At 27.8% G+C, this 26,003-nt stretch carries 17 protein-coding genes; 16 read left to right on the top strand and 1 reads right to left on the bottom strand.

Annotated elements, in window-relative coordinates:
* Positions 1 to 59 precede the first annotated feature (59 nt).
* The 10 genes from Tmeso_RS00610 to Tmeso_RS00565 all read left to right on the top strand — a co-directional run bounded on the left by Tmeso_RS00610 (position 60) and on the right by Tmeso_RS00565 (position 19,715).
* Complete coding sequence (locus tag Tmeso_RS00610) at positions 60 to 1,241, top strand: D-alanyl-D-alanine carboxypeptidase family protein (protein WP_145993126.1); 1,182 nt, start codon at positions 60 to 62, stop codon at positions 1,239 to 1,241.
* A gap of 53 nt (positions 1,242 to 1,294) precedes the next feature.
* Positions 1,295 to 3,760, top strand: a complete 2,466-nt coding sequence (locus Tmeso_RS00605; RefSeq protein WP_099187239.1) for a sugar phosphate nucleotidyltransferase — start codon at positions 1,295 to 1,297, stop codon at positions 3,758 to 3,760.
* 65 nt (positions 3,761 to 3,825) lie between these two features.
* The gene (locus Tmeso_RS00600) at positions 3,826 to 12,309 is read left to right on the top strand and encodes a GH36-type glycosyl hydrolase domain-containing protein (protein ID WP_099187238.1); all 8,484 of its coding nucleotides are present in this window, start codon (positions 3,826 to 3,828) and stop codon (positions 12,307 to 12,309) included.
* Between the two features lie 296 nt (positions 12,310 to 12,605).
* Positions 12,606 to 13,628: a LacI family DNA-binding transcriptional regulator gene (locus Tmeso_RS00595; RefSeq protein ID WP_099187237.1), complete on the top strand. Its 1,023-nt coding sequence runs from the start codon at positions 12,606 to 12,608 to the stop codon at positions 13,626 to 13,628.
* 91 nt (positions 13,629 to 13,719) lie between these two features.
* Positions 13,720 to 14,388, top strand: coding sequence for a deoxyribose-phosphate aldolase (gene deoC, locus Tmeso_RS00590; protein WP_099187236.1), 669 nt, complete (start codon positions 13,720 to 13,722; stop codon positions 14,386 to 14,388).
* A gap of 134 nt (positions 14,389 to 14,522) precedes the next feature.
* Positions 14,523 to 15,017: a flavodoxin family protein gene (locus tag Tmeso_RS00585; RefSeq protein ID WP_099187235.1), complete on the top strand. Its 495-nt coding sequence runs from the start codon at positions 14,523 to 14,525 to the stop codon at positions 15,015 to 15,017.
* An 88-nt stretch (positions 15,018 to 15,105) separates the two neighbouring features.
* A complete protein-coding gene (locus Tmeso_RS00580; protein WP_099187234.1) occupies positions 15,106 to 16,722 on the top strand; it encodes an ABC-F family ATP-binding cassette domain-containing protein in 1,617 nt (538 codons plus the stop codon).
* A 180-nt stretch (positions 16,723 to 16,902) separates the two neighbouring features.
* Positions 16,903 to 17,835, top strand: coding sequence for a M15 family metallopeptidase (locus Tmeso_RS00575; protein WP_099187233.1), 933 nt, complete (start codon positions 16,903 to 16,905; stop codon positions 17,833 to 17,835).
* A gap of 84 nt (positions 17,836 to 17,919) precedes the next feature.
* A complete protein-coding gene (locus tag Tmeso_RS00570; protein ID WP_099187232.1) occupies positions 17,920 to 19,248 on the top strand; it encodes an FAD-dependent oxidoreductase in 1,329 nt (442 codons plus the stop codon).
* Positions 19,249 to 19,418: 170 nt separating this feature from the next.
* Positions 19,419 to 19,715, top strand: coding sequence for a YerC/YecD family TrpR-related protein (locus Tmeso_RS00565; protein WP_099187231.1), 297 nt, complete (start codon positions 19,419 to 19,421; stop codon positions 19,713 to 19,715).
* An 11-nt stretch (positions 19,716 to 19,726) separates the two neighbouring features.
* Here the strand turns inward: Tmeso_RS00565 and Tmeso_RS00560 are convergent, their stop codons facing one another.
* A complete protein-coding gene (locus Tmeso_RS00560) occupies positions 19,727 to 20,827 on the bottom strand; it encodes an MFS transporter (protein ID WP_278281309.1) in 1,101 nt (366 codons plus the stop codon).
* Between the two features lie 630 nt (positions 20,828 to 21,457).
* On the opposite strand from Tmeso_RS00560, the gene flgB reads away from it, so the two are divergent.
* From flgB to Tmeso_RS00530, 6 genes are read left to right on the top strand one after another with little or no spacing between them, the layout of a single operon-like run.
* Positions 21,458 to 21,859 (top strand): flagellar basal body rod protein FlgB, encoded by a 402-nt coding sequence (gene flgB / locus Tmeso_RS00555; RefSeq protein ID WP_187296170.1) that lies wholly within the window; start codon positions 21,458 to 21,460, stop codon positions 21,857 to 21,859.
* Between the two features lies 1 nt (position 21,860).
* Positions 21,861 to 22,304 carry a flagellar basal body rod protein FlgC gene (flgC, locus tag Tmeso_RS00550; protein WP_099187228.1) on the top strand — a complete coding sequence of 148 codons (444 nt, stop codon included), beginning with the start codon at positions 21,861 to 21,863 and terminating at the stop codon, positions 22,302 to 22,304.
* A 14-nt stretch (positions 22,305 to 22,318) separates the two neighbouring features.
* Positions 22,319 to 22,618: a flagellar hook-basal body complex protein FliE gene (gene fliE, locus Tmeso_RS00545; protein ID WP_242967780.1), complete on the top strand. Its 300-nt coding sequence runs from the start codon at positions 22,319 to 22,321 to the stop codon at positions 22,616 to 22,618.
* A gap of 31 nt (positions 22,619 to 22,649) precedes the next feature.
* Positions 22,650 to 24,194, top strand: coding sequence for a flagellar basal-body MS-ring/collar protein FliF (gene fliF / locus Tmeso_RS00540; RefSeq protein ID WP_099187227.1), 1,545 nt, complete (start codon positions 22,650 to 22,652; stop codon positions 24,192 to 24,194).
* Positions 24,195 to 24,207: 13 nt separating this feature from the next.
* A complete protein-coding gene (gene fliG / locus Tmeso_RS00535; protein WP_187296169.1) occupies positions 24,208 to 25,224 on the top strand; it encodes a flagellar motor switch protein FliG in 1,017 nt (338 codons plus the stop codon).
* The gene (locus tag Tmeso_RS00530) at positions 25,217 to 25,996 is read left to right on the top strand and encodes a FliH/SctL family protein (protein WP_099187225.1); all 780 of its coding nucleotides are present in this window, start codon (positions 25,217 to 25,219) and stop codon (positions 25,994 to 25,996) included. Before fliG ends, Tmeso_RS00530 begins: the two co-directional genes overlap by 8 nt.
* Positions 25,997 to 26,003 lie beyond the last annotated feature (7 nt).

The raw sequence follows: 26,003 nt of genomic DNA, 5'->3' as shown, positions 1-26,003 counted from the left end.
AAACAAATAGTAAATATTAAATAGTATTAAAGATAAGGAAAGATTTGAGGAGGGATAATTTGAAGTCTAAAATCACAACACTAATAATTATATTTGTACTATTTACAAATGTATCAAATGCTCAAAATTACGATATTGATAGGTATATAAAAGCTTCTATACTTATAGATCAGGAAAGCGGAAAAGTTTTATATGAAAAAAACTCAGATCAGCAGATGCCGTGTGCAAGTTTAACCAAAATGATGACGTTACTAGTAACTCTAGATAGCATAAAGAATAATAAAATATCAAAAAATGATGTTGTAGAGATAAGCACTAAAGCTGCTAAAACATCAGGATCAACGTATAGGTTGAGAACTGGAGAAAAGGTGAAATTGATAAATTTAATGAAAGGAATAATGGTTGTATCAGGAAATGATGCTGCTGTTGCAATATCTGAATATGTGGGTGGAGATACAGAAACATTTGTTGAAATGATGAATAAAAAAGCCAAAGAAATAGGTATGAATAATACTTCGTACATAAATCCACATGGACTACCTGTTTACGGAGTAAATGGAGATATGAAAATCCCTAAAGAAAATATGTCTACAGCCAAAGATTTAAGCTTATTAGCTAAGTGTTTAATAGATAATTATAAGGAAGATGTTCTAGCTATAACAAGTATGCAGACTCATACAAATTATAAAAGAGGGTTCATAGGAAATAACACTAATGCTTTACTTAGAATAATGCCAGACGTTGATGGACTGAAAACAGGATTCACGGGAAGGGCTGGGTACTGTTTAGCTTCAACTATGAATATAAAAAGTACAAATGAGAAGAATAAGGATTTTAGAGTTATAAGCATTGTTTTAGGAGCTCAAAGCTCTAAAAATAGGACTAGTGTATCAAAACAGCTTTTAGAATACGGAAAGAATAATTTTAAGAAAAGTAGAGTGATAGAAAAAAATACATTTATAGGAAAAACATATTTATATGGAGAAAGTGAATTGGAAGTAAAGCTAAAGACAGAAGAAGATTTATGGATTGTAAAAAAAGATAATGAAAAAATGGAAAGAAGTATTATTCTAGATAAGCTGACATATCCTATAAATAGAGGAGATAAAATTGGAAAAATAAATTATTATACACAAGATAGAGTGAATGTAGCAAGTGTAGATATTGTAAGTGATAGCGAAATAAAAACGATACCTATAAAAATAAGATTAAAAATATTTATGGATAAAATTGTAAGATAATGTATTTAAATTAATTATTTGGAGAGTATATATATAGTTATTATTTGTAAGGAGTGATTGATATTAAAGCAGTTATTATGGCCGGAGGTAAAGGAACTAGGTTAAGACCTCTTACATGCGATATACCAAAACCTATGGTACCAATACTTAATAAACCAGTTATGGAGTACTCTATTGATCTATTAAGAAAGCATGGCATAAAAGATATAGCTGTAACTATGGCTTATATGCCATCTATTATAATGGATTACTTTGAAAATGGACATAAATGGAATGTGAATCTTGAATATTTTGTAGAAGAGACTCCTCTTGGAACTGGAGGAAGTGTTAAAAATACACAAGAATTTTTAGATGATACCTTTATAGTTATAAGTGGTGATGCATTGACTGATCTTGATATAAAAAAAGCTATTCATTATCATAGGCAAAAAAAATCAAAGGCTACTATTGTATTAAGAAGAGAAGATGTGCCGCTAGAGTATGGAGTTGTTATAACTGATGAATCAGGTAGAGTTATAAGATTTTTAGAAAAACCAAGCTGGTCTGAGGTATTTAGCGATACAGTAAATACGGGTATTTATATATTAGAGCCAGAAGTTTTAGATTATTTTGATAAAGATGTTAATTTTGATTTTAGTAAAGACTTATTCCCAAAATTATTAGAAGATAAAGTTCCTATGTACGGATATGTTACACAAGATTATTGGAATGATATAGGAGATTTAAATTCTTATATGGAAACGCATTTTAATATATTAGATAGAAAAGTTTGTGTAGATATTAATGCTAAGGAAATGGAAAAAGGGATATGGATAGAAGATGGGGTCGAAATTGGGAAAAATACTAAATTAGATTCTCCTGTTTATATCGCTAAAAATTCTAGCATTAAAGATAATGTACACATAAATTCATACTCAGTTATTGGGCCTAACTGCGATATAGGTAACCACAGTAGCTTAAAAAAAAGTATCCTTTGGAAAAACTCTAAGCTAGGAAGTAGCACTCATTGCAGAGGGACGGTTGTATGCAATGATGTAGAGTTAAAAAATAGAATAAATACATTTGAAAAATCTGCAATAGGCAAAGGCAGTTTATTATCGTGTGGAGTAAAGGTAAATCCTAATGCTAAGATCTGGCCGGATAAAATAATTAAAGAAGATACGATAATAAGTCAGAATGTTGTATGGGGTACTAAAATAGGGAAAAATATATTTGGATATAAGGATGTATATGGGCATATAAATACACAGATAAACCCTGAGTTTGCATCAAGACTAGGGTCTGCATACGCATCTATACTTCATAAAGATACATCTATTATTATTAGTTGTGATTGCTTTAATGCTTCACAAATAATTAAAAATTCATTGATATCTGGAATTCTTTCTACTGGAGTTGGAGTTATAGATATTAAAAATACAAATTTAGCAATAAATAGATTTGCAATAAGACATTATAAAGCAAAAGGCGGTATACATGTTAGTATAAATCACTTGAAAAATGATGAAATTCACATTGAATTTATGAATGAAACTGGAGCAAATATAGATAGATCTACAGAAATTAAAATAGAAAATTTATTTAACCGAGATGATTTTGAAAGATGTAAGGCTAAAGATGTTAAGGATATCATTGAAATGAATAATTTCTCATATTTCTATATAGATGAAAATATGAAAAATATAAATAATCTTTATGATATAAAAACTATCAGACCTAAGATTTTGATAAGCTCTATATGTAGTGATGTTATGAAATTGGCTCATAAAGTCTTTGAAAAAATAGGTTGTGATGTATCTTGCGATTATGCTATTAGAGATTATGATGATATTAATTTATATTTAAGCAATATGGTCAAATATATAGTTGATAATAATTTGGATTTTGGTGTTGTTTTAAGTGAAAATGGAGAAAGTGTACTTTTAATAGATGAAAAAGGAAGAATCATAAATAATGAAAAGTACAATGTTTTAACAACTCTTATTCTATTAAAATCAAAAAAAGCTAAAAAAATAGTAATGCCTCATACTATGCCTATGATAATACATGAAATAACACAAAATTACGATGTTGAAATAACTAAGACAAAACATTCTCACTCTTGTTTTATGAATACGATTTTAAGAGACGAAGAGATGTTTGATCAGTATTTATTAAATTTTGATGCTATTGGTGCTGTTTGCAAAATTATAGATTTTTTAGCTGAAAACAAAATTAGACTTAGCGATATAGTGGATGAAATCCCTGAATTTTATTTTATAAAAAAACAAATTGAGTGTGAGTGGGATGATAAGGGAAGGGTTATAAAAAATATAATAATGCAGAATAAGAATAGTGACATAGAACTATTTGAAGGAGTAAGGATTAATACTGACAAAGGGTGGTGTTTGATTTTACCAGATACAGAAAAAGCTCTATTCAATTTATATACTGAGGGTATTTGTCAAGAATATGCTGAAGAACTTTCGATAGATTTAAGTTCAAAAATAGAGAAATTATTAAAAAATAAGAGGCTATAATGCCTTTTATTTTTTACAATAAATATTGAAATAGATAACGACTCTTTTATAGGAGGAATAAAGATATGAGTGAGTACAATAAAAAAATAGATGGATATGAAAATATCAGTATGGATAATATTTTATTAAGTAATGGAGAACTTCAAAATCATTCTATGAATATAGCAAAAAAACATATAGTTAGTGAAAAATATACAAGTTGCAGGTCTTTATTACCTAGATTAAACAATAATTATAATATTATATCTAAATTATATAACTATTTAAGTGAAATAGATGAAGATAAAGAAAATTTATCTGGAGCTTCAATCTGGATTTTAGATAATTTTTACAAACTAGAAGAAGAAGTTAAATTCGTAAGACAAGAGGTAGATAAAGATAGATTTTTAGAATTAAGTGTATTAGCAAATGGCATATTTGAAGGGTTCCCAAGAGTGTATGATATATTATTTGAGCTTGTATCTCATACTGATGCAAAGTTAGATGAGGATGTGATAATAGAATTTATAAAGTCATACCAAAAACATAGTATACTTTCTATTGGAGAAATATGGTCTTTATCTATTATAATTAGATGCTGCATTGTTGAAAAAATAAGAAATATTTGTGAACTTATTTATAAAGATCAATTAAAGCATGAAAATATAAAAGATTTGAATATGAACAATGAAGAACTGATGAATTTTATTAGAATTGAAATTAATAAAGAAAATAAAATCGATTTTTTTTATATTGAATATTTGATGAAAAAAATGAGAAGTGAAGACTATGATTTAGGAAAAATAAAGAACTTTATAGAACAAAATTTGTCCGAATATAATATAGCTCTAGATGAAATAATAGAACTTCAACATAGGGAACAGGCTTATAGACAAATGGCAATGGGAAACTCTATAATGAGTTTAAATCAAATCTCTAAGTTGAATTGGATAAATGTATTTGAAGGATTATCTGTAGTTGAAAAAATCTTAAAAGATGACCCCTGTGATATATATAATAGAATGGATTTTGAGAGTAGAGATTATTATAGAAGTAAAATTGAAAAACTATCTAAAAAATATAATATACCTGAGTTTGAAATAGCAAAAAAAACTATTGAACTATCAAACAAGATTGATGATAAAGATAATAAATTAAATCATGTCGGATACTACATAGTTGGAAATGGAATAACAGAGTTATTGTCATGTTTTGGATATAATGATATTTCAAGTAAAAATACTAAATATCCATATTTAATATATTTTTTACCTATAGTAATAATAACGTGGATATTAACTTTATTGATGACAATGTATTCTTATAAAATGGATAACAATATGTATATTAGTTTAGTAGTATTTATCTTTGCTTATATACCATCAAGTACTATAGCTATAAATTTAGTTAATTGGATTATAACACATAATGTAGAACCTAATTTTTTACCAAAGCTAGAGTATAGCAATGGAATAGATGAGAATGCTTTAACTATGGTTGTAATACCTACTTTGGTTACAAGTGAAAAAGATGTTGATGAGCTTATAGACAAGCTAGAGGTGTATTATAATTCAAATAAAGAGGATAATATATATTTTTGTATAGCTGGAGATTTTAAAGATTCAAAACAAGAGTATACAGAAGAAGATAATATAATAATAGATAAAGCATTTGAAAAAGTAAGAATGCTGAATGGAAAGTATAAAAAAGGTGATATATTTTTCTATTTTCATAGACATAGACAATATTCAAAACATCAAAATAGATGGATGGGTTGGGAGCGAAAAAGAGGTGCATTAGTTGAGTTAAATGAATTATTGAATGGATCTGATAATACTTCGTATTCTATGATATCATCAGATATTTCTCATATACAAAATAAGATTAAATATGTAATAACTATTGATGCTGATACAAATCTTGTTATGGATAGCGCTAAAAAATTAATAGGAACTATAACTCATCCTTTAAATAAAGCTGTTTTAAGTAAAGCAAGAGATGTAGTTGTAGACGGATATGGTATTATTCAACCTAGAATAGGTCTTGATATTGAAAGCACAGGAAAAAGTATGTTTACAAAAATATTTGCAGGTCAAGGTGGTATAGATAGTTATACTACTGCTGTTTCTGATATTTATCAAGATTTATTCTTTGAAGGTATTTTTACGGGAAAGGGTATATATGATTTAAATGTATTTAGTGAGGTTCTCAAAAAAGCTATCCCTGAAAATAGTGTTTTAAGTCATGATTTATTAGAAGGATCTTATATGAGGGTTGGCCTTGCAACAGATATAGAGCTTATAGATTCTTATCCGTCTAATTATAGTTCTTTTAGTATGAGGCTACATAGATGGATAAGAGGTGACTGGCAGCTTGTAAGATGGTTATTTTCAAAGAATCCATTATCAGCTTTATCTAAATGGAAGATAAAAGATAATTTAAGAAGAAGTTTAGATCCTATTTCTACATTGATTTTAATTGTATTAGGTCTAACCATTCTTCCTGGTTACTGGTGGATTTGGGTAGGATTTTCAGTTTTTGCATTTGTACTTCCTATAATTTTAGAGTTTATAAACTGTATAGTATGTAAATATTATAAAAATATAACTATAAAGACGAATTCCGATTTAATATATGGTTGTAAACAATTTTTATATCAAGCGTTAATTTTATTCGCTTTTTTACCATATCAGTCATATTTAATGTTGGATGCTATAAGTAGAACTTTATATAGAGTTTTTGTATCTAAAAAGAATTTATTAGAATGGACAACAGCTGCTGATACAGAAAAGAAACTTAAAAATGATATGAATAGTTATGTAAAGAGAATGCAGATATCAATTTATATATCTGTCATCACATTTGGCCTTGTATATGTGTTGAATCCTTTTAATGTTTTATATGCTTTTTTTATATGTTTGCTATGGATTATATCACCTGCTGTAGCTTATAAAATAAGTGAACAGATTGAAATTGGTAGGGAAATTAATATTGATAAAGAAGATATATTATTAATTAGAAAAATAGCTAGAAAAACTTGGCTATATTATGAAGATTTTGCAGGAAAAGATCAAAATTACCTTCCAGTTGATAATTATCAAGAAAATCCTTATAATGGAGTGGCTGAAAGAACGTCACCAACTAATATAGGTTTTTTATTAATATCAATAATGTCTGCAAGAGATTTAGGATATATATCTACTACAACTATGTTAAGTAAAATAAATAACACACTAGAAACTATTCAGAAGCTAGAAAAGTATGAAGGTCATTTGTTTAACTGGTATGATACTAAAAGTTTGAATGTTTTATTACCTAGATATATATCAACTGTAGATAGTGGTAATTTTGTAGGATATTTAATGACTTTAAAACAAGGGTTATTAGAATATATTAGTAAACCTATAGTAGATAAATCTATTTTAGATGGAATTAGAGATAGTATAATTGTTTGCGATCATAAATATGAAGAAATAGAATCAGTTATTGAGAAAGAAAATTTAAGTATTAATGATTTTGAAAAGTTATTTGTAGATTTAATTTTAAATGAAAATATTTATAATGATGCAAATTTGAATATATATGATTTTATTAAAAGTATTATAGATGATATCAATTATGTTTTATTAAATGACCATAATAAAACATACTTAAATAGTATTGGAGATTTGAGCAAATTAGTAAATCAAGTAAATATAAATACGGATATGTTAAGATTGAAACAAATTTATAAAGATATATTAAAAGAAATAGATACGATAAAAATTCAAAATGAAGAGTTGATAAAATCAAAAGAGACTATATCTAGTTTAATAACTAATATAGATCAATTTGAACATAAAATAATGGGTTTAACTAAAATTATAGATGATATTGTAGATAATACAGACTTCACTAAATTGTATGATTTTGAAAAAGACTTATTTTCAATTGGGTATGATATAGATTCAAATAAGCTTACAAACTCATATTATGATCTGTTAGCATCTGAGGCAAGACTCACAAGTTATATTGCTGTTGCTAAAAAGGATATTCCTCAAAAACATTGGTTTAAGTTGGGTAGGTCTTTATCTATAATTGATGGATATAAGGGATTGGTTTCTTGGACGGCTACTATGTTTGAATATTTCATGCCTCCTCTTATAATGAAAAATTATAGTAATTCACTTTTAGATGAGACTTACAATACCGTAATTAGAGCACAAAAAAAATATGCTGCTAAGAGAAAAGTGCCGTGGGGTACTTCGGAGTCAGGTTATTATAAGTTTGACATGGATTTAAATTATCAATATAAGGCTTTTGGAGTTCCTGATTTGGGTCTTAAAAGAGGTCTTTCTAAAGATATGGTTGTATCTCCATACTCCACTATACTAGCTTTATTATTTGATGAAAATGCCTGTGTTAAAAATATGAAAAAGTTAATTGATATTGGTATGGAAGGAAAATATGGATTTTATGAGGCAATAGATTTCACAAAAGATAGAGTTATAGATAAAGAAAATGCTATAGTAGAAAGCTTTATGGCACATCACCAAGGTATGAGTTTTGTAGCTATTAACAATTATTTGAATTTTAACATAATGCAAAAGAGATTTCATACAGATCCTGCTGTAAAAGCAGCAGAAATATTGCTTCAAGAGAAAATACCTGTAAGAAGTATTATAACTAAAGAATATAAGGAAAAGATAAATCCTTTAGAAAAGCATCAAAATGTTATTCCAAAGGTGATTAGAGAATATGATGGTGTAAATTATGAAATTCCTAGATGTCATGTTTTGTCAAATGGAAAATATTTGAGTATGGTTACTGATTGTGGAGGAGGATATATCAAGAAGAATAGATTGCAGGTTAGCAGGTGGAGAGAAGATCTGGTAACTGGTAATTATGGGGTATATATATTCGTGAAAAATTTAAATAATAACGATATTTTTTCAACAACGTATAAGCCTATAGATACTAAACCAGATTATTATAAAGTAAAGTTTTATCAAGATAAGGCTGAATTTATTAGGAAAGATAAGAATATAGTAACTAACACCCAGATTGTAGTATCTACAGAGGATAATGCTGAGATAAGAAAGGTTACTATTACTAATAACTCTAATGAATCTGTAATGATTGAGCTTACTAGTTATTTAGAAACTGTTCTTATAGATCAGGCTTCTGATATCGCTCATCCTGCGTTTACTAATTTATTTATAAGAACAAAGCCTATTTTAGAATATGAAAGTATACTATGTTCAAGAAGACCAAGAAGTGAAGGGGAACAAAAAATATGGATGGCTCATACTGTTTCTACTAATGCTGATAGTATAGGAAATTTAGAGTATGAAACTAATAGAGATAATTTTATTGGAAGGGCTAACGATATCAAAAACCCTAAGGCCTTAAATGAACCATTGGCTAATACTTGTGGGGCTGTATTAGATCCAATAATGAGTTTGAGAAAAAAAGTTAATATAAAAGCTCATGGTAGTGTAGAAGTATTTTTTACAACTTCTATTGCTGATAATATGGATGATATTTTAAGTTTGGCTAAAAAATATCATGATATATCTTGTATGGATAGAATATTTGAATTGGCAAGTATTAGAAGTCAAGTAGAAAGTTCGTATTTGAATTTTGATGAAGATGAAACAACGACTTATCAGGATATGATATCTCACATACTATATTTAAGCCCTAGTAAAAGAAAATACCAGGATATAATAAAGAATAATATAAAGGCTCAACATTCGCTTTGGGCTTATGGTGTATCTGGTGATATACCTATAATTCTTGTTAGTATAAAAAATAAAGAAGAAATAGATATTGTAAAACAAGTACTAAATGCTCATGAGTATTTTAGGATGAAAGGCATTGTTGTCGATGTTATAATTTTAAATGAGGATGAAAGTAATTATTTGCAACCACTTCAAGATGTTATAATTGAAACAGTTAGATCAAAGTACGGATATGATTTAATAGACAAACAGGGTGGTATATTTATAAGAAATGCAAATACTATCCCTAAAGAAGATCAGATTCTTTTTTACTCTGCGGCAAGGATAGTTTTAAAGTCTGAAGGTGAGTCTATTAAATCACAATTGGATAATGTGGATTGTAATTATGAGATAGAACAAAAAATATTTAATGAGGACAATACAAAATATGAAAGCTTAGATGAGGAGTTAGATATTGATTATTTCAATGGTTATGGAGGATTTGCTAAAGATAAAAAGGAGTATATTATAAGGATAAAGGAAGATGTTAATACTCCTATGCCTTGGATAAATGTGATATCTAATAAAAAGTTTGGATTTCAAGTATCTGAGAATGGTTCGGGGTATACATGGTCTGAAAACAGTAGAGAGAATAAGTTGACTCTTTGGTCAAATGACCCTGTAATAGACCCAAGTTCAGAGGTTATATATATAAGAGATGATTATAGTGGATGCATATGGACTACAACACCTCTTCCTATAAGAGAGAGGGAAAGCTATACGGTGCATCATGGTCATGGATATTCAAAGTTTGTTCATGATAGCAATGGAATACAGCAAGAACTTGTTATGTTTGTTCCAATTGATGAATCTATAAAAATCAGTATAATCAAGCTTAAAAATAAATCAAATTCTAAAAGGAAATTAACTCTTACAAATTATATAAGACCAGTAATGGGAGTTAGTGACCAGACTATGCAAAAGTATATAATAACAGATATGAATGATGATATAATGATTATTAAAAATCCTTATAATCCAGATTTTTCATCAAGAATTAGCTATATGGGGTGTTCTGAAAAGGTTAATTCTTATACTGGTGATAGGTTAGAGTTTTTAGGGTTTAATGGAGAATTGAAAAATCCAGCTAGTTTAAAAAGAGAAAAGTTATCAAATACTGTGGGAGCCGGATTTGATCCATGTGCTTGTATACAAACGAATATTGAACTTGATATTAATGAGGAAAAAGAAGTTGTATTTTTATTAGGCCAAGATAGTGATATTCAAAACATACAATATATTGTGAATAAATATACAAATGTAGATAAAGCTAAAAATGCATTAGGTGATTCGATTAAAATGTGGGATGATGTATTAGGAAAAATTCAAGTTAAGACTCCAGATATATCTATGGATTTGATGTTAAACAACTGGCTTTCTTATCAAAATATATGCTGTAGAATGTGGGCAAGATCAGCTTTTTATCAATCTGGAGGCGCTTATGGATTTAGAGATCAGCTTCAAGATTCTATGAATGCACTAAATTTAATCCCAGATCAAACTAGAGAGCAAATACTACTTCATTGTGCACATCAGTTTATTGAAGGTGATGTACAGCACTGGTGGCACCCTGGACCTGGAGATAAGGGTATAAGAACAAAATTTTCTGATGATTTACTTTGGTTACCTTATGCAACGATTGAGTATATAAAACACACTGGCGATCATTCTATATTAGAAGAGGAAGTTCATTTTTTAGAAGAAGATGAACTAAAAGAAGAAGATGAGAGATATGGCGTACCTAGAGTATCTGAAGAAAAAGCATCTGTATATAACCATTGTTTAAGAAGTATTGAGAGATCCCTAAAATTTGGAGAACATGGTATACCTCTTATGGGTTCTGGCGACTGGAATGATGGTATGAGCACTGTTGGAAATAAGGGAAAAGGTGAGAGTGTATGGCTTGGATGGTTTTTATACACTATTCTAGTTAATTTTTTAGAGATATGTGAAAAAATGAATGATTTGGATATTAAAAAGAAATATAATGACTATGCTAAAAAAATATTAAATTCAATAGAAGAAAATGCATGGGATGGTAAGTGGTATAAAAGAGCTTATTTTGATGATGGAACTCCTCTAGGATCTATAGAAAACTCGGAATGTATTATAGACTCACTAGCTCAATCATGGGCTGTTATATCTAATGGTGGTGATGAAGCTAGAACAGAGGAAGCCATGGAGTCACTAAATAAGTATCTAGTAAAAGAAAACGAAGGAATGATTCTTTTGTTTACACCTCCTTTTGATGAAGGTAATATAAATCCTGGATATATAAAAGGCTACGTACCTGGAGTTAGAGAAAATGGTGGTCAATATACTCATGCAGCAACCTGGGTTATAAAAGCATATGCTATGATGGGAAAAGGAGATAAGGCGTGGAAACTTTATAGTAGTATAAATCCTATCAATCACACCAGAACAATCAAAGAATGCTTAAAATATAAGGTGGAACCATATGTTATGGCAGCTGATGTATACTCTACTAATTCTCATATTGGCAGAGGTGGATGGACTTGGTATACCGGAACTGCAGGATGGATGTATAAAGTTGGTATTGAGGATATTTTGGGATTAAAAAAATGTGGTGATGAAATATTGATAGATCCATGCATACCTAAGGATTGGAAAGAGTATTTAATAGAATATAAATATGGTAAATCCAAATATAATATATCAATTAAAAATCCTGATAAAGTAAATAATAATGTAAAATATATGATTATTGATGGAAATAAGAACAACTCAAATAAACTGAAACTTATAGATGATAATAAAGATCATAATATTGAGGTTGTTTTAGGTTAATATAAAATTTAATTCAGGTGAATTATGAAAAATTTACCTGAATTAAATTATTTATTCTATCTATTGTTAGCGAACGGAATTAGCAACTATTTTTTAGCAAAAGAATCAATATGAGCTTCAAAAAAGTCTACATTTAAATATTTAAAATAAAGGCTTTTTTATAAACTATAAAATAAGATTAACAATATTTTAAGGTATTTGTATTGAAGTATTTAAAAAAAAAATGTATAATCTAGATGGAATCGGTAACATAGTTATATTATAAGAATTCTTGAGTTTTTTGGGGGCGAATCAAAATGGCTATAACGATAAAAGATATTGCAAAAAAAGCACAAGTATCTAGAACTACAGTATCAAGAGTATTAAATGACTCTGGATATGTAAAAGAAGAAACGAGAAAAAAAGTAATGGATGTAATTAAAGAATTAAACTATACACCTAGTGCGATTGCTAGAAGTTTATCTACAAGTAAAACAAATACTATTGGTATTATAGTTCCAGAAATAAACAATCCTTTCTTTGGAGAAATTATAAAAGGAATAAGTCAAGTAGCAGACGAAAACAATTTGAATATAATACTCTGTAATACTGATGATAAAAGACATAAAGAACTTAAAGCACTGAAACTATTAAAAGAACAAAGAATAGAAGGAATAATAATAACGCCAACATATGCAGAGGATCATTTTAGTAGTGAATATTTAAACACTTTGGAGGATATAGGTATTCCTATTATATTACTTGATGGATATGTTAAATATTTAGAATTTAGCGGTATATTCATAGATCATATAAAAGGAGCTTATGATGCCACTAGAGCATTAATAAATTCTGGACATAGTAAAATAGCCATAATTAATGGCAAACAGAATTACACGATAACTAAAGATAGATTTAAAGGTTATGTAAAGGCTTTAAATGAAAGTAATATACTTATTGAAGATAAATATGTCTTTTATGGAGACTTTGATTATGAAAGTTCTTATGAGATTACTAAGCAAATATTAAAAATGGAAGATAGGCCGAGTGCTATATTTGTGACAAGTAACATGATGATTCTGGGAACTATAAAAGCAATATATGAACAAAATATAAATATTCCAAAAGATATGGCTATAATAGGATTTGATAAATTGGAGCTAGTAAATATTTTAGGCATGAATATAAGTTCTGTAAATGGTCCCACTATAGAAATGGGAAAAGCAGGAATGAAAATGCTTATAGATAAATTGAACAATGTGTCTCCAAAAGATGAAATAAAAAGAAGAATAATAGTTCCACAACTTGTGCTAAAAGGTTCAGAAAAATTCATTCCATAAATAAGTTGAATTATATACATTTGATAATCATAACCTATGGAAATAATATATTTTGATTGGTTAGAATATAAATTAAAAAGGAGATGTTAACATGCAATTAGCAAAGTACATAGACCATACTGTTTTAAAAGCACAAACAACAGAGGATGAAGTAAAAAAAGTTTGTGAAGAAGCAAAAACATATGGCTTTTTTTCAGTATGTATAAACCCGTCGTATATAGAGTTTGCAAAAGAGCAATTAAAGGAATCTGATGTTAAAGTTTGTACAGTCATAGGATTTCCTTTAGGAGCAAATACTTCAGAAGTTAAGGCATTCGAAACTATAGATGCAATAAAAAAAGGTGCTGACGAAGTTGATATGGTTATAAATATAGGCGCTCTTAAGGATAAAAAATATGATTATGTTCAAAATGATATAAAAGCAGTTGTAGATGCAGCAAATGGAAAAGCTTTAGTAAAAGTTATAATCGAAACTTGTTATTTAACTGATGAAGAAAAGAAAATAGTTTGCGAGCTTGCAAAAAAAGCAGGAACTGATTATGTTAAAACTTCTACTGGGTTTGGAACAGGTGGGTCAACACCACAAGATATAAAACTTATGAGAGAAACTGTTGGAGCAAATATAGGTGTTAAAGCTTCTGGAGGAGTAAGAAATACAGAAGATGCAGAAGCGGTAATAAATGCTGGAGCATCTAGAATTGGAGCTAGTGCATCTATTAGTATAGTTACAGGAAATAAAGACTCAAATAGTGGATATTAATATATAATAAAAAGGTATAACTTCTTAATTAAGAAGTTATACCTTTTTATGGGTTTAAAAACAAACAAAGTTCATTATGTAAGTACATAATATAGCTTTGTGTCAAACTGAATTATGATTTGGAGGTGTATATTGTGAAAAAATTAGTGGTTTATTATTCTTTTGAAGGAAATACAAAACTTTTATCTCAGACAATAGCTCAAAATCTAGACGCTGAGATCCTAGAACTTAAAATCAAAAATGAAGTTAAAAGAAAAGGATTTATGAAATATTTATGGGGTGGAAAGAGTGTTTTTATGAAAGATAAACCTGAACTTGAGCCTATTGCAATAAACATAGATGAATATGATGTGCTGATTATAGGAACTCCAGTGTGGGCCGGAACATTTGCTCCAGGATTAAGAACATTTTTTGATAAATATAATATACAAAACAAAAATATATTCTTGTTTTGTACTCATGAGGGAGGTCAGGGGAAGACTTTAGAGAATATGAAGTCGAAATTAGATATGAATAATATAGTTGATTGTAAAGATTTTGTAAATGTATCTAAAAATATAGAACTTAGCAAAAATATAGCTAAAAAGTGGGTTAAAGAAACAATATCTGAATTTAATATAAATAAATAATCAAAAACTATTGAAAATACACTATTAAAAATGTAGAATGTATAAAGTGGATTTATAAAGAAGATGAAATATGAAATGGAGGAAAACAATGTTACAGGCTACTGGAATAGGATTAAGATATGGAGACAAACAGTTATTTAAAGATGTTAACATAAAATTTAATAAAGGAAATTGTTATGGGGTAATAGGTGCTAATGGAGCAGGAAAGTCTACATTCTTAAAGGTATTATCTAGAGAGGTAGAAGCAAATGAAGGAGATATATCTATAACTCCTGGAGAAAGATTATCTGTGTTAAAGCAAGATCATTTCCAATATGATGAAGAAGTTGTAATAAATACAGTTATTATGGGTCATAAAAGATTACATGAAATAATTAAGCAAAAAGAGGAATTATACTCAAAAACTGAATTTACAGATGAAGACGGAATAAAAGCGGCTGAACTTGAAGGCGAATTTGCTGAGCTAAATGGATGGGAAGCGGAAACAGAAGCTGAGATGATTTTAATGGGTCTTGGTTTACTTAAAGACTTACATTATAAGCAGATGAAGGAATTATCAGGTGCTGAAAAAGTTAAAGTATTATTGGCTCAAGCTTTGTTTGGAAAACCTGATATACTTCTTATGGATGAGCCTACTAACCACTTGGATTTTAAATCAATCAACTGGTTAGAAAACTTTATTATGGATTTAGAAGATACTGCTGTAATAGTAGTATCACATGATAGACATTTTCTAAATAAGGTATGTACGCATATGGCTGATGTAGACTTTGGAAAAATACAAATGTATGTTGGAAACTATGATTTCTGGTATGAATCTAGTCAATTGATATTACAAATGGCTAAAGATCAAAACAAAAAGACAGAAGAAAAGGTTAAACAATTAAAAGAATTTATCGCAAGATTTAGCTCAAATGCATCTAAGGCAAAACAAGCTACATCTAGAAAAAAACAATTAGATAAACTTACACTAGAAGATATTCAACCATCTAGAAGGAGATATCCTTTTGTTGGATTTAGTCCTGAAAGAGAAGTTGGAAATGAATTATTGACAGTGGAAGGAATATCTAAGAGTATAGATGGTGTTAAGGTTCTTGATAATGTAAGTTTTAGATTAGAAAAAGATGATAAAGTTATATTCCTAGGAGACGAAATAGCTAAGACAACATTATTTGATATATTAATGGGAGTTACACAACCTGATGAAGGCAGTTTCAAATGGGGAGTTACAACATCTCAAGATTATTTACCTAAAAACCATAATGATTATTTTGATGGGAAAGAATTTTCATTAGTTGATTGGTTAAGACAATATTCAGAAGAAAAATCTGAAAGCTTTATAAGAGGATTTTTAGGAAGAATGCTTTTTTCTGGAGAAGAAGCACTTAAGAATGCAAATGTATTATCTGGAGGAGAAAAGGTTAGATGTATGTTATCTAAACTTATGTTGTCTAATGCAAATGTGTTAATTTTAGATGAGCCAACAAATCACCTTGATCTTGAATCTATAACATCTGTAAACAAGGGATTGATTAATTTTACTGGAAGTATATTATTTACATCTCATGACCATCAGTTTATAGAAACTATAGCTAATAGAATAATAGAAATAACTCCAAGTGGATTAATGGATAGAAGTATGCAGTTTGATGAGTATTTAGAAAATAAAGATATACAATCTAAATTAAAAGAAATGTACAAATAAGAAGATGCTTATGCATCTTCTTATTTTAATATAAGGAAACTTTATCTGTGTTGAACTTATACGGATAGACAGTTCTATAAAAAAAGGTTAAATTTGGTCTAAATATACATAGAATTAAAGATAATAATAATAATATAAATTTTAAAATTAGTACTAAAAATATGAAGGAGGTATAATTATATGAAAAAAATATGTACTTTTTTTGTTATATTTATATTATTCATAAGTTCATTTCTTATACTGATAAAGGACGAAGATTATACAGTTTTCAAAATTCAGCAAGATAATAAAAAATATAATATAAATATGAAAAGAAATATATTATCTTTAATGATGGCATATAGTGGGTATATTGTAGATATCGAGTCATGTGATGATAAAGTATACTTACAGATGGAGTCTGGAACTAAGATATTGTATGATGACAAAAAAAATAAAACTATGCAAGAAAAAATAAATAATCCTGATTTACAGGATATGATGGAAGAATCATATAATCTAAATTATATTAATGAGATACCAAATGGGGACCCTGGCAGAATAAGACATTATCAACTGTTAAAAGAAGTATATGGAAATACAAAAAAAGAAATCGAAATTAATCTTAAAAATTTGAGATTTGCCAATAGATATTATGCATTTAATAATAAAAATAATGCTTATGAAAGTTTGAATAAGGCTATAAATGGAATTATGAGTATTTGCAAGGTAGATAATAGAATATATAAATATATATATCCTGTAAGTGGAACATTCAACTATAGAGTTATATCTGGAACTAGTAGATTAAGTCCTCATTCATTCGGCATAGCTATTGATTTGGCAAGTGATAAGAGTGATTATTGGAAATGGGCATCAAAAGAAGCAGGGCAAAAAAGACTAAAAGCATATCCACAAGATGTTGTTAAAATATTTGAAGATAATAATTTTATATGGGGAGGAAAGTGGGAACATTTTGATATTTTGCATTTTGAATATCGTCCAGAATTTATATATAAAGCAAAATATTTTGATGATGAAATAGATAGTTCACAACCTTGGTATAAAGGAGCTAATATAAAGGATAAGAGAACGAAGCTTTATATAGAGTTGATAGATAATAAAATAAAATAACATCAAAATGTAGATTAAACACAAAAACTAAGGGTAAATAAAAATATAAAGTTAAAAAAATAACGTGGAAAAGGGGAGTTTATTATGAAAATAGCTGTTATAGGATGTACTCATGCGGGGACAGCATCTATAATTAATTGTGCTAAATTATACCCAGATTCTAAAATAACTGTATATGAAAAAAATGACAATATATCATTTTTATCTTGTGGAATTGCATTATATGTAGGAGGAGTAATAGAAGATCCTAAAGGATTATTTTATTCATCTCCAGAAGAATTAACGAATCTAGGTGTCGTTACGAAAATGTCTCATGAAGTTTTAGATGTTGACATAAAAAATAAAAAAATAAATATTATAAATTTAAAAACAAATGAAAAGTTTGAAGATGATTTTGATAAATTAATAATAACTACAGGATCTTGGCCTATAATACCAAATATAAATGGAATCGAACTAGATAATATATTGCTGTCTAAAAATTTTTATCATTCAAAAAGTATGATTGAAAAATCCAAAGATGCAAAGAATGTAGTTGTTATAGGAGCTGGCTATATAGGGGTTGAACTTGTAGAAGCGTTTCAACAAAATGGTAAAAATGTTACCTTAATAGATGCCCAGGATAGAATATTAAGTAAATATCTAGATGAAGAATACACTAGTAAAGCAGAAGAGGAATTTATTAAGCATTCAGTAAATTTAGAATTGGGGCAAGTAGTTCAATCTTTTAAAGGCAAAGAAGGCAAAGTTTCAAAAGTTATTACAGATAAAGGTGAATATGATGCTGATATAGTTGTAATGTGTGTAGGATTTAAACCTAATACAAATTTATTCAAAAATCAAATTGAAATGCTAGAGAATGGAGCTATAATTGTTGATGAATATATGAAGACTAGCGAGAAAGATATTTATGCAGCTGGTGATTGTTGTGCAGTTATATATAATCCTACTGGTACACATGAATATATACCTTTAGCCACAAATGCAGTTAGAATGGGAACTTTAGTGGCTAGAAATTTATTAAAGTCAACAACAAGATATATGGGAACACAAGGAACATCAGGAATTAAAATATATGATTATAATATTGCATCTACAGGTCTGACTTATACTAATGCAAAAGAGAGAAAAATAGATTCGGATTATGTAATTGTTGAAGACAATTATAGACCTGAATTTATGCCAACATATGAAAAGGTTAAATTAAAAGTAGTTTATGATAAAACATCTCACATAATACTAGGTGCTCAGATAATGTCTAAAGTCGATTTAACCCAAAGTATAAACACTATGTCTGTCTTTATACAAAATAAGATGACTATGGATGAATTAGCTTTTACAGATTTCTTCTTCCAACCCCATTTTAATAAGCCTTGGAATATACTAAATTCGGCTGGTTTAAAAGTGAAATAAAATAAACAAAGAAGCCTTTATACAAAAATTAAAGGCTTCTTTTTTATTTTATTATAAATTGTTATATCTTTATAAAAATGATAGTATAATATATGAACAAAAATATATTTTATATTAACATGATTTATTATATAGAGGGTGAACTTATTTATGAGGAGATGGGGATTTAAATGGATTATAAATCAAAACTAAAAGATGAATACATAGATAACTTGTTTGAAGTTATACTGAAAATCAATACTATAGATGAATGTTATATGTTCTTTGAAGACATATGTACGGTGAAAGAATTAAAATCTCTATCACAAAGATTACAAGTGGCAAAAATGCTAAAAGATAATAAAACATATACGGAAATAGAAGAAAATACAGGAGCCAGTACAGCTACTATAAGTAGAGTCAGTAGATGCTTGAATTATGGGGCAAATGGATATAATATTATGCTTGATAGAATGGATAAAAAATAGAAACCCTATGTTTATAGGGTTTCTATTTTTTTAAATATATTAGCATAGAATAACAAAGATAAACTTAGTGCTATAGGGATTAGTGAAAAAGCTATATAGGGTGATAGGGAAGATGACAAAATACCCATTAAGCTGTTCATAAGCATGTTTATAATAGAAACAAATGATAATATTAATCCCATTATATATGAAGTATTTTCTTTAAATGTTTCTCCTATCATAGTTATTGTGGTTGGAAAAATTATTGAAAAGAAAAATCCTGAAAGTGATATTAATATTATAAAATTAGATTTAAATAAATAACCGCTCCAAAATAGTATTAATGACATTGATAAATAAGTTATCATAGACCTTTTTATGCCCAACCTATGAACTACAAATCCACCTGTTAATCTTCCTAAAGTGAATACTAGAAAGAAAATAGCAGAATAGTGTGTTGCTTTATCTATTGTAAAATCATATGAAGTTTGTGCAAAGTTAACAAACCAATTTAAAAAACCTATTTCAGAAAAAACATATAGACCTTGTGCAAATATGAATAGTAAAACTAGTTTGTTTTTTAAAGTTTTATATATATTTAATTGTATGGTTATAGGTTCAACTCTTGGAAATTTAATAAATATTATAAAAAGTATAGATACTAACATTAATCCGCTGTTTATAAAAAAAATATCTCTAAAAGTATAATTTTTTAAAATCATATACCCCGAAAATTTTTGACTTATACTAACGCCAAAACCATAAAAGAAATGAGTAAGATTTATAAGTATTGTACCATAAGTAACGAATAAAATTGGTGATATAGAATTTACTGATATAGCTTGAAGGCCTGTACCTATGTTTGTTATAAACACAGAAATTAACAATATCGTAAAAGTAGGAGCAATAGACATTATTAGATAAGACACACCTATTATCATAGTAGAAAAAATAAGTATTTTTTTTTGGCCAAATCTAGAGCAAAGAATACCTCCGGCATACGTTGAAATTATGTATCCGAATACAGAAATAGAGAACATAAATCCTATTGAAGAATCGGAAATTTCGAATATTTGCTTGAATTGAGAAACAAAAACTCCTTTCATACTTTCACAAAAACCTATAATAAGCATGTTTAGAAAAATAAAAAATATTGCGGGTTTATACTTTATGTTTTTTATCATAGCTATTATCCTTTCTAAATGTGTTAGTTTATTGAAATAAAAATAGATTAACACAAATTTATTACAAAGTCTATAATATAGATCATCTAATTTGATTATCAAATATATTGAAATTAAGAACTGATACTATGTTTTGAAGAATCTATGAATACCATAAATTGTATAATTATGAAATTAAAAAATAGACAAAATTATATAATTGATGATATAATTTTACATAAAAATAGATAGTTATCCTTAAAAAAAATCAATAAAATTAAGATTAAGTATAATTTATAGTCAAAATAGATTTTATATTCTAAAATCTATTTAATAATTTCAAAATATAAAATCCATTTAATATCCACTAAATAAATAAAATGTATTATTTATCCAATAATACATTTTATTTAGGTAAAATAGGTTAAGAAAGTGTAAAATAATTAGGAAATTAGTAGTATTTTGATAAAATTATATTGTTAATAGTTTAAGCCTTATGTAATATATATATGTAGGATGATTTATATAAAGATATGTAGGGTGATTTATATAAAGAGATTTAAAATGAAAAAGTTAACAAAAAATATTAGAGGAGGAAATATGAGATTAAATGATAATGTAAACTTATTGAGTAAAAGTTTAGATGCATATTCTATTAGACAAAATGCCATAAATAACAATATATCAAATTCTAATACTCCTAATTATAAAAGAAAGGATGTAGAATTTGATAAAATATTAAAAGAAATGACAAATGAAAATGAAATTAACATAAAAACAACTAATACTGCACATATAGGCAATAATGACAAAAATATGAATTTAGAACCAAAAATTATTGTTGATAAAAACACAAAATCTAGACTTGATGGAAATAATGTAGATATAGATGTTGAAATGGCAGAGTTAAGTAAGAACTATATAAAATATAATGTGGTAAGTCAACAGATAACAAATGCATTTAAAAGATATAAAAATGCAATAAGTGGAGGAGGTAGATAATATGTCGTTATTTGGATCTATAAATATAAGTTCTTCAGGGTTGACGGCTGAAAGATTAAGAATGGATATAATATCTAAAAATATAGCTAATGCTAATACAACCAGAACAGCAAATGGAACTCCATATAAAAGACAAGTAGTTACATTTAAAGCTGCTGAAACAGAGTCTTTTAAATCACACTTAAGCAAACATATGAATAAAGATCAGAAAATGGGTGGAGGAGTGGAAGTGAGTAGCATCAAAGAGGATGATAGTTCCTTTAAAAGAGTTTATGATCCAGGACATCCAGATGCTGATAAAAACGGATATGTTTTAATGCCAAATGTTAATATGGTAACAGAAATGATAAATATGATTTCTGCTACAAGAGCATATGAAGCAAATGTTACGGCATTAAATTCAAGTAAAAGTATGATGATGAAGGCATTAGAAATCGGCAGATAAAGGGGTGTAGTATTGTGCAAATAGAGGGAGGAAAAATTCACAGCCTAACTATCGGTAGTACAGAAAACAATATTAGGAAGTCTCCTGATTCAAATATAGGATTTAAGGACTTTTTAAATAAAGCAGTTTATTCTGTAAGTGATATGGAAAAAAAATCAGATGAAATGAATATGAAATTTATAAGCGGAGAAGTTGATAATATTCATGAAGTTATGATTGCGACTCAAAAGGCAGATATAGCGATACAAGCATTTACAGAAGTAAAAAGCAAAATATTAGATGCATATAAGGAAATTATGAGAATACAAATATAGCAATATACCTAGCTTGGGATGAGGTGTATAAATGGGTGAGAATTTTTTGAAAATAAAAGAAACTGTAGTTACATTTTTAAGTAAATATACTAAAAAACAAAAGATAAATGTATTTGTTGGATTTATATTAATACTAGTTATAAGTACATTAGCTATACTAAATATTACAAAGCCTGAATATAGTGTTTTATATAAAGATCTAGATATAAAGGAAGCTGCAAACATAACCAAAAATTTAGATGAACTCAAAATTGATTATAAGATAAATGATGAGGGTACCATACTAGTTAAAAAAGAACAGATAAACAAGATAAAAATGGATTTATCAACAAAAGGTATACCTAGTACTAAATTTTCATATGATGATTTATTAGATAAGAATACAATGTTTATGAGTGAAGATGAAAAAAATAAGGTTTTCAATTATGCTCTTCAAAATCAAATAGAATCTGTTATAGAAGAAATGCCTGCTATTAAAAAAGCTGATGTTAATTTGAGCATACCAAAAGATTCTACTTTCATATTAGATGAAAATAAGGAAAGTGCGAAGGCGTCTGTAGTAATAGAGTTAAATGATGGATTTAGTTTGAATAAGCAAAGCATAGAAGGAATAGCATTTTTAGTATCTAATTCAGTTCAAGGATTAAGTGTTGATAATATAACTATTCATGATTCTAGTGGACGAGTTCTTAATAAAAAAGAAAATGAAGAATCTTATGAATCTGCAAATCAATTAGAAATTCAAAATAAAGCAAAAGAAGATATAGAAAACAATTTGGTTAAGTTTTTATCTACTATATATGGTAATGGGAATGTATCTGTTATGGCCAGTGTAAAGCTTAATTTTGATACTGATATAACTGAAACAAAAGAATATAATACTCCTATAGAAGGAGAAGAAAATGGTCTTATAAGGAGTATGCAAGAAAAAAATGAATCAGTTAAGAATTCTCAAAATGGAGGAGTACCAGGAACAGATAGTAATACTGAAGAAATAACCACATATAAGCAAGAAGAAAGTGAAGATTCTGAATATAACAATTTTGATAAAACAGTGAATTATGAATTAAATGAAATAGTTAGAAAAGTTGAAAAAGCTAAAGGACAAATACAAGATATAACGGTAGCAGTAGTTCTTAATAGTGAAATATTACCTGACAAAGAATTAACTGATGAGAAGAAAAAAGAAATAGTAAATACAGTGTCTAGTGCTGCAGGGATAGACACTAAAAGAGTAGAGGTATATGCACAATCATTTAACAATACTTTAAATGAGGGAGCAGATGAACTCGATACAGGAAAGCTGAACATGCCGATATGGACTATTATATTAATAATACTTCTTATATTAATACCTATATGTATATGTATATTATATATTATGAAGCTTAAAAAAGAAAAAGAAGCAAAAAAGAAAGAAGAAGAATCAGAAGATATAAATATAATGCAAGAAGAAATAGAAGAGTTAGAATTAGATATAAAAGAATCTGGATATAAAAAGAGCATAGAAAATCTTGTTAACAAAAACCCAGAAATAGTGGCACAGCTATTAAAAAGCTGGATAGATGAGGAATAAGAGGTGATTGAGTTTGGTAAAAAAGAGTAAAAATGAGATAAGCGGCAAGCAAAAAGCAGCTATACTCTTAATAACACTTGGACCTGAATATTCTGCTAAAATGTTCAAATATTTATCTGAAGAAGAAATAGAAGAAATAACACTAGAAATTGCCAATATGAAAAAAGTAGAATCAGAAGTAAAAGAAAAAATATTACAAGAATTTTATGAGGTTTGCTTAGCACAAGATGTTATATCAGAGGGTGGAATAGGTTATGCAAAAGACGTTCTAGAAAAAGCTCTAGGGCAAGATAAGGCTATAGAAATTATTAACAGATTAACAGCATCATTACAAGTTAAACCTTTTGATTTTGCGAGAAAAGCTGATGCATCTCAGATTGTGAATTTTATACAAAATGAACATCCTCAAACTATAGCATTAATATTATCTTATTTAGATTCTGAAAAATCAGGACAAATACTTTCAAGTCTTTCTCATGATAAGCAAGCTGAAGTCGCAAGAAGAATTGCTACTATGGACAGAACGTATCCTGAAGTTATAAAAGAGATAGAATTAGTTCTTGAAAATAAACTATCAAATCTTGTTACAGAAGACTACACAACTGTAGGTGGAGTTCAGTCTATTGTGGATATATTAAACTCTGTAGACAGAGGAACTGAAAAATATATTATGGAAGATCTTGAAATGTCAGATCCTGAACTTGCTGAAGATATTAAGAAGAGAATGTTTGTATTTGAGGATATTATTACACTTGATAATGTATCTATACAAAGATTTATTAGAGAAATTGATAACAATGAGCTTGCAATTGCATTAAAAGGTGCAACTCAAGAGGTTGCAGAAATTATATTCTCTAATATGTCAAAACGTTTAGCAGATATGATAAAAGAAGATATGGAATTTATGGGTCCTGTTAGATTAAAAGATGTAGAAGAAGCTCAACAAAAAATTGTTGGCAATATACGAAAACTTGAAGAATCGGGAGAAATAGTAATCTCAAGAGGCGGAGGAGATGAACTAATTGTCTAGAATTATAAAGTATAATCAAGTTAATATTAGTGAAGAAAAAGTTATTGGACTTGAGCCTCAAATGATTAATACAGAGAATAAATTTCATGAAGAAAAAATAAGAATACAAAATGAAATAGAAAATTTAGTTTTGGAAAAAAAAAATATTTTAAAACAAATAGAATTTGTGAAAGAAGATGCTATGAAAGAAAAAAATAGCATAATAGAAACAGCTCACAAAGAATATGAAAATATTATAAACTCAGCCAATGAAAAAGCAGAATTAGAGTTAGATAAATACAAACAAGAGGGTTATCAAAAAGGTTATGAAGAAGGATTTAAAGATGGACAAGAAAAAAGTATAGATAAATATAAATTAGAAATCGATAAAGCCATAAGCATAAAAAATGATGTTATTAGATGGAAAAAAGATCAGATAGATGAAATAGAAAAAGATATTATAAATTTAGTAATAAATTCGGTAGATAAAATTATTAAAATAAAACTAGATGAAGATGATGAGATAATATTAAATCTTATAAAAGAAGCCTTGAACAAATTAACCTTCACTGAAAAATTAACAGTAAGAGTTAATGTCGACGATTTTGAGAAAGTTAATTCATCAAGAGATAAAATACTTGCAATGGCAGGTAATATAGATGACATTCAAATAAAAGTAGATAAGTCTCTTGAAAAGGGAGATTTAATAATAGACACTAACGCTGGGAGTATTAATCCGAGTATAAAAAGTCAATTTAAAATAGTAAAAGAAGAATTTTTAAGTCTAATTTAGGATGATG

Origin of the sequence: Tepidibacter mesophilus, from assembly GCF_002724055.1 — a bacterium.
Taxonomy (GTDB): Bacteria; Bacillota; Clostridia; order Peptostreptococcales; family Peptostreptococcaceae; genus Tepidibacter_A; species Tepidibacter_A mesophilus.
Note: the sequence above shows the minus strand (reverse complement) of the source record. Positions and strands in the feature narration are given on the sequence as shown.

Bases quoted from the DNA above. Each gene is read 5' to 3' on its own strand.
- Tmeso_RS00600 (WP_099187238.1), top strand. From the start codon at position 3,826: ATGAGTGAGTACAATAAAAAAATAGATGGATATGAAAATATCAGTATG.
- Tmeso_RS00595 (WP_099187237.1), top strand. From the start codon at position 12,606: ATGGCTATAACGATAAAAGATATTGCAAAAAAAGCACAAGTATCTAGA.
- deoC (WP_099187236.1), top strand. From the start codon at position 13,720: ATGCAATTAGCAAAGTACATAGACCATACTGTTTTAAAAGCACAAACA.
- Tmeso_RS00580 (WP_099187234.1), top strand. From the start codon at position 15,106: ATGTTACAGGCTACTGGAATAGGATTAAGATATGGAGACAAACAGTTA.
- Tmeso_RS00575 (WP_099187233.1), top strand. From the start codon at position 16,903: ATGAAAAAAATATGTACTTTTTTTGTTATATTTATATTATTCATAAGT.
- Tmeso_RS00570 (WP_099187232.1), top strand. From the start codon at position 17,920: ATGAAAATAGCTGTTATAGGATGTACTCATGCGGGGACAGCATCTATA.
- Tmeso_RS00565 (WP_099187231.1), top strand. From the start codon at position 19,419: ATGGATTATAAATCAAAACTAAAAGATGAATACATAGATAACTTGTTT.
- Tmeso_RS00560 (WP_278281309.1), bottom strand. From the start codon at position 20,827: ATGCTTATTATAGGTTTTTGTGAAAGTATGAAAGGAGTTTTTGTTTCT.
- flgB (WP_187296170.1), top strand. From the start codon at position 21,458: ATGAGATTAAATGATAATGTAAACTTATTGAGTAAAAGTTTAGATGCA.
- flgC (WP_099187228.1), top strand. From the start codon at position 21,861: ATGTCGTTATTTGGATCTATAAATATAAGTTCTTCAGGGTTGACGGCT.
- fliF (WP_099187227.1), top strand. From the start codon at position 22,650: ATGGGTGAGAATTTTTTGAAAATAAAAGAAACTGTAGTTACATTTTTA.